Genomic DNA, 17,034 nt, shown 5'->3' on the forward strand with positions numbered 1-17,034 from the left:
GAAAGCATCCTTTCGGGGGCGGGGAGACGGCTCCTCAGTGGGCAGGGACGAGAGTCCGTGGCGTCCGCGTCACTCGGTCCCGGTCGTCCCCCCATCGGCGGCCGCGCGAGACCCGGAATCCGCCCCCGTACCATTCGTGTCCGCCGCCGGATCGAGGTCCGCGTCGGTCTCGAACCTGTCGAGGGTCGCCGAGAGCCGAGTGGCTCGCTCGGAGAGCGACGAGACGGACTCCGAAACGTCCGTGAGCGAGGTGGTCTGTTCCTCGGCGGCCGCGGCGACCGTGTCCGCTTCGGAGGCGGTCTCCTCGCTGATCGTCGCCACCTCGTCCGCCATGGCAACGACCTCCTCGGTGGAGGCGGCTTGCTCCTCGGTGACGTCGGAGATCTCCTGAACGCCGTCGTTGGTCTCGTCGGCGAGTTCGGCGATGTGTTCGAGGTCGTCGACGGCAGCCGCCACGCGCTCCGCCGCGTCGTCGATCTGTTCGCTCGTCGACTCGACCTCGGCCGTCGACTGGTCCATCCGCTCGCGGATCGCGTCGATACGGGACTCGGCCGTCTCCGCGGCGTCCTTCACCTCGTCGGACAACGCCTTGATCTCCTCCGCGACCACCTCGAACCCCTTGCCGGCCTCGCCCTCCGAACGGGCGGCCTCGATGTTGGCGTTCAACGCGAGGATGTTCGTCTGTTCCGCGATCTCCGTGATCCGGTCTATCAGCTGGTCCACCTCGCTCACCTCGTCGTCGAGCGCGTGGATCGCCGCGACCGCCTCCTCGACGGTCTCCTCGGTCGCCTCCATCCCGGCGATCGCGTCTTTGGCGGCCTCCTGCCCGCGGTTGCCCGCCTCCGCCGTCCGCGCTGCGGCGTCGGCGACCTGATCGGACGACGAGGCGACCTCCTCGATCGTCGCCGAGAGGTCGCTCATCTCGTCGCTCACCTCGGTCAGCGACTCGCTCTGGTCGGCCGCGCCGCGGGAGATCTCGTCGACCGATCCCGCGACCTCCGACGCTGTTTCCGCCACCGCTTCGGTGGACTCGGTCGCCCGCTCGGACGCCGAGGCGACCTCGTCGGCAAACGTCGTGAGCTGCGCGTACGTCCGCTCGATCTCCGCGATCATCTCGTTGAACTCCTCGGCGATCGCCGCCATCGCCTCGTCGTCCGCGTCGGTCCGCATCCGCACAGTGAGATCCCCCTCGGCCGCATCTCGCATCGTCTCGCCGTAGTCGTCGGCCGTCGACTGGAGTCGGTCGTTACGCCGTGCCATCCGCTCACGCTCCGTCTCAGCGGCCTCCTGTGCGGTCTCGGCCTCCTCTATCTTGGTGCTGAGGGAGTCGCGCATCGCCCCGAACGACCCGTACAGCCGACCGATCTCGTCGACCCGCGGCGTCTCCAGACCGACCGAGAGGTCGCCGCTCTCCATGCGCTCCGCGCGGTCACGGAGGTCACGCAGCGGCCCGACCGTCTGCCGATTCAACGCGAACCCGACCACCATGAGCGAGAGGAGGCCGGCACCGATCACCGTCAGAACGCTCGTCCCGACCGCGTCGCTCGCGGCGAACGCCTGTGCGGTCGGAACGGTGGTGACGGCGACCCACTCCTTGTCGCCGGTCGAGGCGTACGCCACCACCTCGTCGTCACCGCGGTCGAACGCCGTCCCGTCGCGGGCCGCCCCGAGTTCGCCGACGACGTCGAGGTCGGCGTCCACCGCACCGGCGTCGCTGGAGAGGATCGCCTCGCCGTCCGCGCCGATGATCGTCGTCTCTTGGTCGGCGTGGAGTTGCCGGAGGTTGTCGACTCGGTACTCCAGCGTCCCGACGACCACGACGACGCGCGACTCGTCGCCCGCGACGGGACTGGCGAACGCCATCACCTGATCTCCCATTGCGCTCGACTCGTAGGCTGTCGGAGAGTTCCAGACGTCGTTCGACGACGTGAGGTCGACCCCGGGCTCGACGTCGCTCCACGGGGCTGTGACCTCGTCTACGGAGTCGCCACGGAGATCGGGTGACGTGCTCGTGACGACCGTTTCATCGGCCGTGTCGACGAGGTGGACCGCCCGCACGTCGACCGGGAGCTGTGCCTGTTTCTGTATCAGTTCTTCCTCGGCGGTTCCGGCGTCCGCCCCGGAGAGAGCCTGTACCGAGGAGACAGAGCGGGTGTGCGTCTCCATCGACACCGCCCACTCGTTGATCGAGTCCCCGTGCATGTCGACCATCGAGGTGAGCTGCTGTTCGGCGTCTTCCTCGACCGTCGCCTCTGCGCTTACATAGTTCACACCACCGACGGCCCCGAGGACGACCACGACGAGAAGAATGGAAATCACGAACTTCGCCCGATAGTTCCGCCGTATCACCCCGGGAGTGAGACGCCTCGCGACCCGGCCGACGACGGACTCGTCGGCGTCGGCCGAGGAGTCGGGAGACCGGTGTGGTTCGCCGTCGGTCATGCTCCCACCTCCGGGGAGACCTCCTCGATGACGTCGATCCCGTCGGCCTCGTACCGGAAGTACTCGTAGTCGATGCCGGAGACGTCGCCGTTGTCGTCGAACGTGACCTCGCTTGAGGCACCTCGGTACTCAACCGGGTCGCCGGCTGCGGCCCGACAAACGCCCTCCGTGAGAGAATCGGGCGTCACCTCAGTGCCGCCCTCCGAGGCGACGCGACGCATCCGGCCACGTATTTTTCCCCCGTCGTTCTCGCCCGCGGCGGCGTTCGCGAGGAGGAACACTGCCGCGGCGTCGTAGCCGTTCGCGGTGAAGATGCTCGGATCCTCGCCGTACTCGGACGCGTAGTGCTCCGCGAAGGCGTCGTACCCGGGACCGTTCGAGGACGGGGCCGTCCCGTACACGTTCGTCATCGGCTCGCCCACCTGTTGTGGAAGCGACGAGTCCATCATTCCGTCGGTGGTGAACACGGTCTCGTCGCCGGCGTAGCCGTCGTAGTAGTGGCCGAAGATCTCGACACCGTCCGCCGGGTAGCCGACCACGAAGAGCAGGTCGGGATCGTCGGAGAGCGCGGTCGCGAGCGGCTCCTCGTACTCGTCCGAAAAGGGAACCTGTCGCTGTACCTCGCCGTTGAACGACGTGGCGAAGGCGCCGGAGAGCTGTCGTCCGTAGTCGCCCGCGATGTGAAGCGTCGCGACGGACGACGCGTCGTGTTCGTCGGCCGCGAGCTCGGCTGCGACGACCGCCTGTAGCGAGTCGTCGGGCGCGGTCCGAAAGCTGAACCCGCGATCGTTGAGGATCGAGAGGGTCGGCGTCGTGCTCGCGGGCGAACAGTTGACGACCTCTCCCGGGATGGAGGCCTGCTGGACCGCTTGGAGGGTCACGTCGGATCCGAGCGGTCCGGCAACGGCCGGATAGCCCGCGTCGACGAGCGTTCGCATCGCGTCGATCCCGCCTCGCGCCGTCGTCCCGGAGTCCTCGATCCGCCACTCGACGTCGGCCTCGATACCTGACGCGTCGAGCTGTTTCCCCGGGAGCTCGACCGCGTCGGCGATTGGCGTACCGACGGATCCCAATCCGCCCGAAAGCGCCATCACACCTCCATACCGGAGGGTCCGTTCCGACAGGGAGGTCCGACCGTCTTCCCTATTCCCGGCGTTCGATCCGAGACAGCCGCTGATCCCGAGAGTGGCAGCTCCGGCCGTCGCGGCCAACAGGTCGCGACGCCCGTGTTCCGATATCCGTCTATCAGGACACATGTGCCATCGAAATCGGGATCGGTTTTTAACTCCCAACTCCCGATTCTCAGAAGTGATATTTGATCAGCTATCCACGACTGAAGTCGGAGCGTTCCGGTCTCGTCCCGCCGTCAGAACCGAGCCGTCGCCCACGACATGGTTCCGAACGTCACGATCGATATCCTCCGAGAAACGTTTATATACTGGCGTGTCAGAGGTTATCACGCACAGCATGTTCGAACGCTTTTCCAGCGGATACTACTTGGGGGAACTGTACGTCGAGCCCCACGACGGCGAGCGCGCCGTCATCCAGCAGGCCGACCACGAACACGTTAACGAGCAACTGTACGCGGCGGGAACGGGCCTCGAACGGCTCGATGCCCCCCTCGTAATGAAGGTCGGCGGCGGACACATCCCCGTCGACGGCGACGAGGCGGTGCCGAGCGGGACGCTCGCGGTTCCGCGAGCCATCGCCGACGAGACCCTTCCGGACACTCGGAACGTCCTGCTCGCGGACGCCGACCGCGCGGAGAACCTCCTCCGCTGGGAGGGCTGGGAACCGTCCGTGAACGCCTAGCGAGGGTGTCGCCGTCGACCGTCGACCGGCGAACCGTTCCCTCCGGGCGATGGGCCTTTTATATCCCGGGAACGATCCTCCGGTATGATCGACCGGCTGCTCGGCCGCGCCGAGCTGAAAGAGCGGATCGAGACGCTCGAGGAGGAGAAGGAACATCTGGAGCGGCGCGCAGAGGCCGAGGGCGAGCGCCGCTCGGAGGCCGTCGCCGACCGTCAGCGAGCCGAGGAACGCGTCAACCAGCTTGAAGACCGGATCGAATCCCTCGAGGACCGTGTCGATCGAGCCGAGAGCGACGTGGTGACCGTGGAGTTCCGTCGCGTGAGCGACGCCAGCGGTGACCGACTCGCGGACGTCCTCGACCGGCTTCGCGGGATCCGAAGCGCGGATCCGGAGGGCGTGCTCTCAGCGTTCGTTCCCGACGACGACGCGGTCCCGACGGCCGTCTCCGACTGGTTCGGCGACCGTTCCCGGCTCGTTCGGCGAGCCGCACCCGCGGTCGTGGTCGCCGACGACACCGGGGCCGTGAGCGTCGCGCTCTCTCCGCCGATAGCACCCGAACCGTTCGATGAGTGGTCGGACGCGCCCCGACTCGATCCGACGTGGTTCCGCCCCACGGGCCGGTTCGCGTTCGCGCTCGTCCGCTCGGACACGTTCGCGCTCGGCGTGTACGAGGGCGACGAGCGCGTCGATTTCGAAGGATTCGACTCCGACGTCAAGGACGCCCACTCGAAGGGCGGGTTCTCACAGGGGCGCTTCGAGCGGCGGCGCGAGGGACAGATAGACGACCATCTGAAACGCGCTCGATCCGTCCTAGACGGCGTTGAGGACGTGGACCGAACGATAGTCGTCGGCGAGCGGAGCGTCCTCGGCGACGTCCGCGAGCACGCCGACTACACCGATGTCACCGACGCCACCGGCCGGCCGAAAGAGGCGCTTCACGACGCGTTCCGGGACTTCTGGACGGTTCGGGTCCACGCGATCTGACCGCTTACGGCCTGTGACCGGGGTTTGCCCGCGCCTAACCACGCGAGAATCGCGCCCCGATCCGAGGGTATACACCGAATGACTATGTGACTCCTCGGCGTACCGTTCCGTGGAGGGACACGTCACACGCCCCTCCCCCTTTCTATCGACCCGATACCGGCCGGAACGATCCGCGGGTCGTTTCACTAACCTGATGGACAGAGATAATGCCGCCGAACCCTCCGTTCTACCGTATGAACCGGCTGGAGGATCGACTCGGTAGTCGGGCGATGACCGTCGCGGTCGTGGTCACCGTGCTGTTGATCGCGGGCGTCGGCGTCGCGGTCGGCGGCGGGATCGACACGGGATCGCTCGCGGACGAGTCCGACACGGAATCGCTCGCGGACGGGCCCGTCTCCGAGGAGATCGCTTCCGAGAGGGCCGTTCTCGACGGGAGTCACGCGATCGAGCCTAGACCGGACACCCCGTTCGACGTCGATGACGATACGATCCTAGTCCGCCACGAGCTATCCACGAACGACGAGCCCGGAACGGTCGACGTCACGACCGAGGCCCGGCTTCCGGATCGAGTTACCGGTCTCCGTCTCACCCCGTTGAGCGCGACCGACGATGCGATCGAGGCTGACGGGTTCGACCGCGAGACGACCGATGACGGCGGGGAAGAGTGGGTCTGGGACGGCGAAACGACGCGGCCGTCGCTCACCTACACGATGGACGGGAACGAGACGGAGGAGCGTGAGGGGCCGCTCGCCGGTGAGGGTGCCTACCGGTTCGTCGACGTCGGCGACTGGGCGATCGTTCGCCCGCCACGAGCCTCGATCGCGTGGAGTTTCACCGGTGGCCCCGGCGGAAGCGTCTCCGTCGAGCGCGAGAACTCGGTCGCCGGCGACGGCGTCGCCTCGCAGGCGTTGGCGGTTCTCGGCCCCTACGAGGAGCACGTCCACGAGGCCGCCGACCAGCGGTTCCGGCTGATCGTTCCCGACGCGGCGGATCCGGAGCCGTCGCCGGGAGCGGTGTTCGAGGCGTTCGAGGGCGCGTCGACGGCGCTTCAGGTCGGCGCGCGCGACGACGAGGTGTTCGCGGTCGCCGCGCCGACCGAGTCGGTGTCGTGGGCACCCCGTGGCCTACAGATCGGCGACGCCGACCTCTGGGTTCGTGACACGGAGCCGGCCGGCACCGCCGACGACGTCTGGACTCACGAGTACGTCCACACCCGCCAGTCGTACCGGGCGGAGCGGAGCGCCCGTTGGTTCACCGAGGCGACCGCCACGTACTACGCCGCGCTGTTCGCGCTCGAACGCGGTGCTGCCGACTTCGAGGCGTTCGAGCGGACCCTCTCGGCGGGCGAGCGCGACCCGTACGCCGGCTCCGTTCTCGCGAACCCCGACGCGTGGGCCGCCAACGCCGACTACGTCAAAGGGGCGCTCGTCGCCGGCGAGATCGACCGTCGCATCCGGGTGGCAACCGACGGACGAGCGTCGCTCGCGACGGTGTTCCGCGAGTTCAACGACGCCCCCGTCGATCCCGATGACCGGGACACGTGGGTCACCAACGACGACTTCCTCGACGCGGTCGAGGACGCGGCCGCCGAGGGCGGCGACGACGCCGTCGCGACCGAGATCCGCGAGGAGGCCGAGCGCCTGACGACGACGGACGCGACGCCCGAGTTCTGGGGTCGCGAGACGCACGCCGAGGCGTTCGGGGAGACGCCCGCGCAGGTCGGCTACGGGATCGACGACGAGGGCGTCCGCGCGGTCGGCGAGTACCGCGATCGTGCGATCGAGCGCGACCCGGTTCGACTCGTCGACGGCGAGCGCCTCGCGCTCGCGGTCCGCGTCTCGAACACGGGCGGGACCGCCGGGAGCTACGAGGTGTCGATACGCGTCGACGGCGAGACCGTCACAACCCGATCCGGAAGCGTTGAGGCCGGAGCAGAGACGGTCGAGCGCCTCGAACACGAGTTCACGGACGCCGGGGAGTACGAGGTTCGAGTCGGCAGCGAGACCCTCGATGTCGTCGTCTCCGAGCCCGGGTCCGTGAGCGTCCGGGACGTCGCGACGGACGCCGCCGACGTCGCTGCGGGCGAGTCGGTCCGCGTGACGACCACCGTCGGAACCGACGCGGGGATCCCGGCCGACGGACCGATCGAGTTCCTCGTGAACGGCGAGCCGGTCGGAACCGACCCCGTGAAACTCGACGCGGACGCGGAAACGACCGTGGAGCGTGACGTGGTCCTCGAAACGGTCGGAACAGCGACGATCACCGTCGTCGGGCCCGAAAACGAGGCGTCAGTGTCGGTGAGCGTCGGGGAGTCCGACGGAACCGACGACTCCGTCGGCGGGGGCGCGGACTCGGACGACGACGTCGCCGTGAGCGTTCCCGGATTCGGTCTCGTGGTCGCGGTGGTCGCACTGCTCTCGGCCGTCGGACTCTTCGCTCGACGCCGGTAGTCGGATTCCTCGCTCGACGCCGGTAGCCGACCTCGGCGCATGACGGTCGCTACTGCGGTGCGAAGCGCGTCAGAACGGGGCGTCCGGCCCTTCCGACTCCACGTTGCTCCCCGACAGGTCCCCCTCCGATTCCGCGTTTTCTTCCGACTCCGTCGTGACCAGATCACCCACGTCGCGTTCCCACGCCTCGATCCCGCCGCGGAGGCTCTCCACGCGGGCGTCCGTCGTCCCCTCGTAGCTCCCAATCAGCTGTGCCGCCTGTCGGCTAGCGATGCCGTGCGGACAGACGGTGACGATCCGTTCCGCACCCTCCAGTTCGGGGACCCGAGTCGTGAGCTCGGGAAACGGGATCGACTCGCTTCCCGGGAGATGACCGCGATCGAACGCCCGCGTGTCGCGGATGTCGACGACTCGGAGGCCGTCCTCGGAGTCCCCTTCACCGAGAAGCACCACCAGCTCGTCCGGATCGATCTCGTCGACCATCAGGAGAGCGGACAGAGGCTCGCGGTGAGCACGGCGCGTTCGTCGGTGTCGTTGCGGGCTCCGTGGACATCGCCGCGCTCGTTGAGCACGACGGCGGGCGCGGCGAGCCGCTCGGTCTCGCCGTCGCGGACGACGGTTGGCGCTCCCTCCAGTACGTGGAAGACGTTCGTCGCGTCCCCGTGCTTGTGGGCGTCGACCTCGCCGCCTGATCCGAGAACGAACGCCTTCACCAGCACGTCGTCGGTGACGATGAGTTCGACGGTCTCCACCTCGCCGTCCGCGGGATCGAGGCTGTCGACGGCGTCGGCGTATCGATCGAGTGCCATGGTCGTCAGTCGGTCCACCGAGACAAAAGCGATCGGTCGGGTCACGCCGGATACGATCGACCGCTCGGGTTACTCCCGCGCGCCGGGAGGGAAGGGATCCGTATGGTCGATGACCGCGTCGGCAACGCGATGCGGGTCCTCGTGGATCACCCAGTGTGTCGCGGCGTCGATCGTCAGTAGCCGTCCGTCCGCGCAGTAGTCGACGCTCTCGCCGGCCAGCCGCTTCTGGAGGAAGGGGTCGTTCGCGCCCCAGACCACGAGCGTCGGCACGTCGACCTCGGGCGTCGCCGGCTCCGGACGGTCGCGAACGATCGCCCGGTACCAGTTCACCATGGCCTCGAACGCGCCATCCCGGTTCCACGCCCGACGGTACCGCCGGAAGTCCTCCGCGTCGAACGTTCCGGGTTCGCTCGTCTCGCGGAGGCTGCGAACCGCGAGCCGCCAGTTCCCGGCGCTGGCGACCGCCTCGGGGAGCTTCGGGAGCTGGAACGCGACCATGTACCAGCTCCTGAACCGCTGGCTCCAGGAACTTCGGAGCGCGCGCTCGAAGACGGTCGGATGGGGAACGTTGACCGCGACGAACTCCGAGAGCCGGTCGGGGTGGTGGATCGCGAGCCACCAGCCGACCGCGGCCCCCCAGTCGTGGCCGGCGATGGCGGCCGTGTCACGGTCGTAGGCGTCGATCAACCCGACCACGTCGTCCGCGAGCGTGTCGATCCGGTAGTCGCCGACCGCGGGCGGTTTCTCCGAGAGGTTGTAGCCGCGCTGGTCGGGGACGACCACCCGATATCCCGCGTTCGCGAGCGGCGCAATCGTCTCGTGCCAGCCGTACCAGAACTCGGGGAAGCCGTGAAGCAACACGAGCAGTTTCCCGTCCTCCGGGCCGGCTTCGACGACGTGGAGATCGACGCCGTTCGTCCGAACGACTCGCGAGCGACCGGGGACGGGGTCAGGGATCTCGTCGTCCGGAACCGGCTCCGGAAGTGCTCCGTCCGCTGGGGAGGTGATAGATGCGTCCGGCATACTTCACCCGTCACACGCGAGCGACTAATACGTGCGTTTCACGTGGACACCAACCGCCAAAAAATCGATCCGGGCTTGTCCCGATCGTGGTTGCCCCCGCCCCGACCGTGGTCGGCCCCGTCTCGATCGGATTCGAGCCGCGCTCGACCCGCCTATTCGAGCCGCGTTCGGTTCAGTTTATTCCAAGTCGAAGCGATCGAGACGCATCACCGACTCCCAAGCCTCGACGAAGTCGTGAACGAACGTCTCCTCCTCGCCGTCGCTTCCGTAGACCTCGGTGATCGCTCGGAGCCGAGCGTTCGAACCGAAGACGAGGTCCATGCGGGTTCCCGTCCACGCCACCTCGCCGGTGTCGCGGTCGATCGCCTCGTACACGCCATCGGTTTCGGCGGCCGGCTCCCACTCCGCGTCCATGTCGAGGAGGTTCACGAAGAAGTCGTTCGTCAGCGTGCCCGGCCGATCGGTGAACACGCCGAGATCGGTGTCGTCGTAGGTCGCGCCCAGCGCGCGCATCCCGCCGACAAGTACGGTCATCTCCGTGGCGGTTAGGTTCAACAGCTCCGCTTTGTCGACCAGCAGCTCCTCCGGCTTCTCGTAGCCGTCGCCGAGGTAGTTCCGGAACCCGTCGACCTTCGGCTTCAGCGCATCGAACGAGTCGGGGTCGGTCTGCTCTTGAGAGGCGTCCGTCCGACCCGGATCGAAGGCGACGTCCACGTCGTAGCCGGCGTCCGCAGCCGCCTCCTCGATGGCGACGTTGCCGCCGAGCACGATCAGATCGGCGAGCGAGACGCGGACGTCGTCGTCGCGCGACTCGTTGAACGCTTCCTGGATCCCTTCGAGTGTGTCGAGTACGGTCTCCAACTGCTCCGGCTCGTTGACCTCCCAACTCCGCTGCGGTTCGAGACGGATCCGCGCGCCGTTCGCGCCGCCGCGCTTGTCGCTGTCGCGGTACGTCGACGCCGACGCCCACGCGGTCTTGACGAGCTGTGAGACGGTGAGATCGGAGTCACGGATCTCGTCTTCGAGCTCGGCGATCTCCGCCTCACCGACGAGTTCGTGGTCGACCTCGGGGATCGGGTCCTGCCACAGCATCTCCTCGTCCGGAACCTCCGGGCCGAGGAGCCGTGACGGCGGGCCCATGTCGCGGTGCGTCAGCTTGTACCAAGCACGCGCGAAGTTCATTCCGAACGCCATCGGGTTCTCCTGGAACTCCTCGATGATCTCGCGGTAGTCGGGGTCACGCTTCAGCGCGACGTCCGTCGTGAGCATCATCGGCAGGACCTCCTCGTCGGGGTCGTGCGCGTCCGGGGCGCGATCAATGTCGTCCGCGTTGACGGGGACCCACTGCCACGCGCCGCCCGGGCCCTTCTGGGCCGCCCACTCGTACTCCAGCAGATTGTCGATATACCCCATGTCCCACTCGGTCGGGGAGCTAGTCCACGGACCCTCGATACCGCTGGTGATCATCTCTCCGCCCTTGCTGGGGCCCTTCTCGTTCTTCCAGCCGAGCCCCTGCTCCTCGATAGGAGCAGCCACCGGTTCCTCGCCGAGGTTTTCGTCCGGGTCGTCCGCGCCGTGAACCTTCCCGAACGTGTGGCCGCCGGCGATGAGCGCCGCCGTCTCCTTGTCGTTCATCGCCATTCGGTCGAACGTTTGGCGGATATTTTTCGCCGACAGCTCGGGGTCGGGATTGCCGTCCGGACCCTCCGGGTTCACGTAGATGAGCCCCATGACGGACGCGCCGAGCCCCTCTTGGATCTCACCGGGCTCGTCGAACCGCTCGTTCGTGTCCATCTCTGCTTCGGGACCCCAGTAGACCGAGTCGTCAGGTTCGAACGCGTCCTCACGCCCGCCGCCGAAGCCGAACGTCCGGAACCCCATCGACTCGATGGCGACGTTGCCGGCAAGAATCATCAGATCCGCCCACGAGAGCTTGCGGCCGTACTTCTGTTTGACTGGCAACAGCAGTCGGCGAGCCTTATCGAGGTTCGCGTTGTCCGGCCAGCTGTCGAGCGGCGGGAAGCGCTGGCGGCCACCGTCCGAGCCGCCGCGGCCGTCGGCCGTACGGTACGTCCCGGCGCTGTGCCAAGCCATCCGGATGAACAGCGGCCCGTAGTGGCCGTAGTCGGCCGGCCACCAGTCCTGCGAGGTCGTCATCAGCTCCTCGATCTCGGCTTTTACCTCGTCGAGGTCGAGCGACTGGAACGCCTCGGCGTAGTCGAAGTCGTCCTCGTACGGCCCGACGTCGCGCGCGTTCTGATCGAGTACTTTCAGATTCAACTGGTTTGGCCACCAGTCGTGGTTCTGTCCCCGCATTATCGGGATACCTCCAGAGCGTCGATGAGAGTTGCGTCGATGTTGACTGTCATCTATTACGTCCTCAATTTCCAGCAGTGAAGATAAAAAAGTGGCTACTTTGGTTCTAAATAACCAGCAATAACAACCTTATTTTCTATTAAGAAAACATCTATTCTCAAATAGTGAAAACGCAGCGCTATTTTTATACATGCTCCCAAAATCCAAGCATCGACCCGTCTCGACGCCGATACGGGGCGGGTGCCACACACTCAAGTCATCCGCCTTTTACGATACGATCATGGACGGCAAACGCTTCCTGTTCGTCTCGGCGGACGCAGCTCTCATCACCGACCTCGCGTGGCAGGTCCACCGAGAGGGCCACGAGGTGAAGTACTACATCGAGTCCGAGGGCGATCGGGAGATCGGCGACGGGTTCGTCCCCAAGACGGACGACTGGACGACCGACGTCGACTGGGCCGACGTGATCGTCTTCGACGACATCTGGATCGGCTCCGAGGTCGGTACCGGCGAGCTCGCGCGGGATCTCCGTGAGCGTGGCCACGCCGTCGTCGGCGGGACGCCGAACACGGATCGCCTCGAAGAGGACCGTGGCTACGCGATGGAGATGCTCGAAGAACACGGCGTCAACACGGTCGAACATCACGTCTTCGACGATTTCGACGCGGGTATTCGACACGTACGGGAGAACCCGGCACCCTACGTGATCAAGCCGCTCGGCGAGGTACAGAACGTCAAGCGACTCCTCTACGTGGGCAACGAGACCGACGGAAGCGACGTCGTCGACGTGCTCCGGGCGTACAAGAAGGCGTGGGGCCACCGAATGAAAGGGTTCCAACTCCAGCGGAAAGTCAATGGCGTTGAGATCGCAGTCTGTGGCTTCTTCAACGGAGCGGAGTTCATCGATCAGGTCAACTTCAACTTCGAGCACAAGAAGCTGTTCCCCGGAAACATCGGCCCGCAGACCGGTGAGATGGGAACGTCGATGTTCTGGGCCGGGCGAAACGAGCTGTTCGAGGAGACGCTCGGAAAGCTCGAAGGGTGGCTCGCCGACGAGGGGTACGTCGGGAGCATCGACGTCAACTGTATCGTGAACGAGACGGGGATCTACCCGTTGGAGTTCACGCCACGGTTCGGCTATCCGACGATCGCCTTACAGGAGGAGTCGATCGAGTCGTCCACCGGCGAGTTCCTTTCCGACCTCGCACACGGTCGCGATCCCGACGTCGCGGTCCACAACGGCTACCAGATCGCGGTTCGAGTCGTCCTCCCGCCGTTCCCGTTCGACGACGAGAAGACGTACGACGAGAACTCGCGGAACGCCGCCGTAGTGTTCGAGACCGAGAGCCGTGAGGGGATCCACATCGAGGACGCAAAGAAGGTCGATGGTCAGTGGCGCGTCGCCGGCGGCAACGGAATGCCGATCGTGGTTACCGGAAAGGGGGACACGATGTATGCCGCACGCGAGCAGGCGTACGACCGGATCGACGACATCGTGATGCCGAACATGTACTACCGGGACGACATCGGCGAGCGGTGGATCGATGGCGACGGGGACCGGCTACTAGCGTGGGGATATTTGGGTCCGAGTCACGCCGAGTAGCGGGGCCGGTTCATCGAATCGGGATCCAGTCACGTCAACAGGTCGATGGTCACGACGTTTCCCGTCTCGTCGACGTCCTCGAACGACATCGATCCGTTCGACCGGCGGACGACCCAGTAGACGAACCAGAGGTCGAGTCCCTGCCCGTGGTTGAGCGGGTTGATCTCGTCGGTGTCCAACAGGACGTCCTGTTCGATCTCCGGGATCGGCTTCGCGTCGTTGGCGATCCGGATCCGGACCCCGGAATCGGTCTCGGCGATGGTAACGTCGACGTACGGGTGGTCCGCGTCCGCGTGATCGAGAAGGTACTCGACGATCCTCGTGACCGCGTCGGCGGCGTTCTCGGTCGCGAACACGACCCGATCGTCCGGACACGACGGCGAAAAGGCGATCGTCGCGTCCGGACGCGTCCGACGCAGGTCCTCAAGCGCGTGGGAGACCTCCGGAACGATCTCGAGTTCCACGCGATTGGGTCGCTCCAGAAGCATCCGGTTGATCTCCCGGCCACGCTCGGCCATCCGGAGGACATCCTCGACGGCCGCCATCGTTTTTTCCGCGTGCTCGGCGACCGGTTCGCCGGCCGCGGCCTCGCGGATCGCCTCCCCGTGACCCATGATGACGTTGAGCCGGTTCCGAAGGTCGTGTCTGAGAACGCGATCCAGCGTCCCTAGGTGCCGTTCGTGTTCCTTCCGTGTCGTGATGTCCTCCTGAAACCCGACGTAGTGGGTGACGGTGCCCTCCTCGTCGCGGATCGGCGCGACCGTGAGTCTGTTCCAGAACTCCGCTCCGTCCTTTCGGTAGTTCAGTAGCTCGACCGTGACGGGCTTGCCCGCCTCGATCGCGTCCCGAACCGTCCGCACCGGCTCCTCACGGGTCCCGTCACCCTGGAGGAATCGGCAGTTCCGTCCGAGTATCTCCGCCTCTGAGTAGCCGCTTAGCTCCTCGAACCGGTCGTTGGCGTACACGAGCGGGAGGTCGTCGGCTTCGGCGTCCGCGAGGACGATCCCGACCGGCGCGTCGTCAACGGCCCGACTCTTGATGGCGAGTTCGTGTTCCGTCGCCCGCCGGTCGGACACGTCCGCCACGACGTACACGATCGACCGGGAACCCCGCCAGTCGGCGCGCGCGATGCTCACCTCCACGGGGACGTATCCGCGGTTGGGGACGAGGAGGTCGACCTCGACGCGCGCGAACGCCCGCCGTCCGTCGACCACCGGTTCGGCGACCGCCTCGAGCGTCCCGTCGGTCGACCGAAGCACTCGGTCGACTCGTTCGCGTTCCAAACCGCTCGAACCGTCCGCGAGAAACACGCCGGCACGTTCGTTGCTGAAGACGATCCGACCGTCGCGAACGACGAGCACGCCGTCCGGGATCGCGTTCAACACCGCTGCGGTGTGCGTCGTCGTGTCGATGGACTCGTCGCGGTTCCGCCGATGCGACACCGCGTCGGTTATCAGCGCTCCCAGGCGGTCCCACTGGTCACCGAACCGCTCCTTTATGAGGTAGTCGGTGACGTCGGCGGTGATCGCGTCGCTGGCGATCTCCTGGGTTCCACACGAGGTGAACAGAACGAACGGGAGCGTCGGCGCGCTCGCGCGCACGACCTGCAGCAGCCGGACCCCGTTTGAGTCCGGCAGGTCGTAGTCGCTGACGACGCAGTCGACGTCCGCCGTCGAGAGACGCGCGACCGCCTCATCGACGGTGGCCGCGGTCGTCACCTGAAACCCCGCGGTATCCCCGAGAGCACCCTCGAACTCGGCGAGGTACTCCTCGTCAGCACTGACGAGGAGGACGAGGGTCGGCTCGGACATAGTCCTAACAACCTAGGTCGGCGTCCCGGTTAGTCCTGTTGGATCCCGATACAGCGGTCCGGGACGAGGCGGTTCCGGGGCCGGGTCACAGCGTCTGCGCTCCCGAGAACACCCGCCATCTTTTATCACTGCGGGAGCACTGTTCCGGATATGCCGAAATACTCGACGGGCGGCGGAGGCGGCGGCGACGACGGCGACGCCTGTGAGCTCTGCGGACGCGAGACGTCGAACCTCCAACGGGCGAACGTCGCCGGCGCACAACTGCTCGTCTGCTCGAACTGCCGGCCGCACGACGACGCGAGCAAGAACTCCGGGGGGCACGGCGGCTCCGGCGGGGGTGGAGGCGGTGGGAGCGCCGGCGGCAGCTCCGGCGGTGCCGACGGCGACTCGACCGCGACCGAGAGCCGGAAGAAGGAGATCGCCCGGAAGCAGGCCAAGATGTACGACTCGGCCACCGGCGACTCGAAACGATGGGAGGAGGAGGGGACGGACTACGAGGACGACCGACTCCCGTACCTCGTGTCGGGATACGGCGAGATCGCGCAGGATGCCCGTCAGGACGCCGGGCTCACGGTCGAGGAACTGGCCGAGGAGCTCGGGATCGACGAGGACGACCTGTTGGCGATCGAGGACGGCAGAGCGGCGACCGCGAACGTCGGCGGCTCCGCCGTTCGCGCGGTCGCGGACCGGCTCGGTGTCGACCTCGTCGACGAGTAGGATCGGACGCCGAACCCGACAGCGTCGTCGTTGACCCGTTTCCGCCAACGGACGTTCCCTCTCCGCCTATCACAGCACGTATTACTCCGGGAATCTGAAGTAGAACCGATGTCACAGCGGCCCTCCATCTCCCGCCGCCGAGCATTGTCGCTGGCGGGAGGCACGGCTCTCGGATCGCTTGCCGGCTGTCTCGACGTGTTCGACCCTCGTGACGGGACAGACGGAAACGGTGACGGATTCGTCGACACGACGGACGTTCCCGAACCGGAATACGGCCACTGGTTCGACGGCGGCGTCGACTACGCTGGTACCGTCGACCGGCGCGGCGAGGAGGAGGTCCGGATCGACGTCGGCGGTGGCGCAAGCGGACTTCGGTTCGATCCGGCCGCGGTATGGATCGATTACGGGACGACCGTTCGCTGGGTGTGGACCGGCGAGGGCGGCGCACACGATGTTGTCACGTACGACGGGCCCGCGGCGCTCGAATCCGAGCTCACCGACGAGGCGGGCCACGAGTACGCGGTCACCGTGACGGAGGCAGACGAGGGAATCACCAGATACGTCTGCCGGCCGCACCAGCTCGTCGGGAAGCACGGGGCGCTCGTCGTCGGCCCTGACATTGAGGAGTACGTCACGGAGTACGACACGACCCCCGTCGACTACGGCGACTGGTTCGAGGGGACACCCGACGTCGGCGAGACCGAGAACCCGCTGCGACGCGACTCCGTCACCGTCCGCGTCGGTGGCACTGGTCGCTACGACACGGACGCCGAGGCGTGGGACACTGCCCCCGTCTACGACACCCCCGCAGTTCGCGTCACACCCGGAACGACGGTCACGTGGCGCTGGGTCCCCGGTGCGGGAGAACACAGCATCGTCGCCGAGGACGGCTCGTTCCGGAGCGACCTCGTCGCCGTCGAAGCGGCCGAAAATCTGGACGAACAGGAGGACGAACACGCGTTCAGTCACACGTTCGAGGATCCCGGAACCTACCGGTACGCCTGCGAGCGTCATCGTGACCAGGGAATGCGTGGCGCCGTGGTCGTCGCCGAGTCGCGACACTGACG

The 17,034-nt window shown here is 66.8% G+C and carries 13 protein-coding genes; 6 read left to right on the forward strand and 7 right to left on the reverse strand.

Annotated elements, in window-relative coordinates; all coding sequences use genetic code 11:
* Positions 1–69 precede the first annotated feature (69 nt).
* Positions 70–2,442, reverse strand: a complete 2,373-nt coding sequence (locus J2751_RS00215) for a methyl-accepting chemotaxis protein (RefSeq protein ID WP_209482450.1) — start codon at positions 2,440–2,442, stop codon at positions 70–72.
* Positions 2,439–3,698 (reverse strand): ABC transporter substrate-binding protein, encoded by a 1,260-nt coding sequence (locus J2751_RS00220; RefSeq protein WP_209482451.1) that lies wholly within the window; start codon positions 3,696–3,698, stop codon positions 2,439–2,441. The genes J2751_RS00215 and J2751_RS00220 overlap by 4 nt, the downstream gene beginning before the upstream one ends.
* A gap of 211 nt (positions 3,699–3,909) precedes the next feature.
* Here J2751_RS00220 and J2751_RS00225 point away from each other — a divergent pair, with 211 nt between their 5' ends.
* The 3 genes from J2751_RS00225 to J2751_RS00235 all read left to right on the forward strand — a co-directional run bounded on the left by J2751_RS00225 (position 3,910) and on the right by J2751_RS00235 (position 7,688).
* Entirely contained in the window at positions 3,910–4,254 is a 345-nt protein-coding gene (locus tag J2751_RS00225) for a DUF5802 family protein (RefSeq protein WP_209482642.1), read from the forward strand.
* Between the two features lie 84 nt (positions 4,255–4,338).
* Complete coding sequence (locus J2751_RS00230; protein WP_209482452.1) at positions 4,339–5,238, forward strand: Vms1/Ankzf1 family peptidyl-tRNA hydrolase; 900 nt, start codon at positions 4,339–4,341, stop codon at positions 5,236–5,238.
* Positions 5,239–5,471: 233 nt separating this feature from the next.
* A complete protein-coding gene (locus J2751_RS00235) occupies positions 5,472–7,688 on the forward strand; it encodes a PGF-CTERM sorting domain-containing protein (protein WP_209482453.1) in 2,217 nt (738 codons plus the stop codon).
* A 69-nt stretch (positions 7,689–7,757) separates the two neighbouring features.
* Here J2751_RS00235 and J2751_RS00240 read toward each other — a convergent pair whose 3' ends face one another.
* The 4 genes from J2751_RS00240 to katG form a co-directional block, all read right to left on the reverse strand.
* The gene (locus J2751_RS00240) at positions 7,758–8,171 is read right to left on the reverse strand and encodes a rhodanese-like domain-containing protein (protein ID WP_209482454.1); all 414 of its coding nucleotides are present in this window, start codon (positions 8,169–8,171) and stop codon (positions 7,758–7,760) included.
* Positions 8,171–8,497, reverse strand: coding sequence for a cupin domain-containing protein (locus J2751_RS00245; protein WP_209482455.1), 327 nt, complete (start codon positions 8,495–8,497; stop codon positions 8,171–8,173). The genes J2751_RS00240 and J2751_RS00245 overlap by 1 nt, the downstream gene beginning before the upstream one ends.
* A 69-nt stretch (positions 8,498–8,566) precedes the next feature.
* Positions 8,567–9,520 (reverse strand): alpha/beta fold hydrolase, encoded by a 954-nt coding sequence (locus tag J2751_RS00250; protein ID WP_209482456.1) that lies wholly within the window; start codon positions 9,518–9,520, stop codon positions 8,567–8,569.
* A gap of 177 nt (positions 9,521–9,697) precedes the next feature.
* Positions 9,698–11,836, reverse strand: a complete 2,139-nt coding sequence (gene katG / locus J2751_RS00255; RefSeq protein WP_209482457.1) for a catalase/peroxidase HPI — start codon at positions 11,834–11,836, stop codon at positions 9,698–9,700.
* A gap of 280 nt (positions 11,837–12,116) precedes the next feature.
* Between katG and J2751_RS00260 the strand changes: the two genes are divergently transcribed.
* Positions 12,117–13,439, forward strand: a complete 1,323-nt coding sequence (locus tag J2751_RS00260) for a phosphoribosylamine--glycine ligase (protein WP_209482458.1) — start codon at positions 12,117–12,119, stop codon at positions 13,437–13,439.
* Positions 13,440–13,468: 29 nt separating this feature from the next.
* Here the strand turns inward: J2751_RS00260 and J2751_RS00265 are convergent, their stop codons facing one another.
* The gene (locus J2751_RS00265; RefSeq protein WP_209482459.1) at positions 13,469–15,250 is read right to left on the reverse strand and encodes a PAS domain-containing protein; all 1,782 of its coding nucleotides are present in this window, start codon (positions 15,248–15,250) and stop codon (positions 13,469–13,471) included.
* 150 nt (positions 15,251–15,400) lie between these two features.
* Here J2751_RS00265 and J2751_RS00270 point away from each other — a divergent pair, with 150 nt between their 5' ends.
* Complete coding sequence (locus tag J2751_RS00270; protein ID WP_209482460.1) at positions 15,401–15,967, forward strand: helix-turn-helix domain-containing protein; 567 nt, start codon at positions 15,401–15,403, stop codon at positions 15,965–15,967.
* A 108-nt stretch (positions 15,968–16,075) separates the two neighbouring features.
* Positions 16,076–17,032 (forward strand): halocyanin domain-containing protein, encoded by a 957-nt coding sequence (locus tag J2751_RS00275; RefSeq protein WP_209482461.1) that lies wholly within the window; start codon positions 16,076–16,078, stop codon positions 17,030–17,032.
* Positions 17,033–17,034 lie beyond the last annotated feature (2 nt).

This window comes from Halorubrum alkaliphilum, assembly GCF_017873815.1.
Taxonomy (GTDB): Archaea; Halobacteriota; Halobacteria; order Halobacteriales; family Haloferacaceae; genus Halorubrum; species Halorubrum alkaliphilum.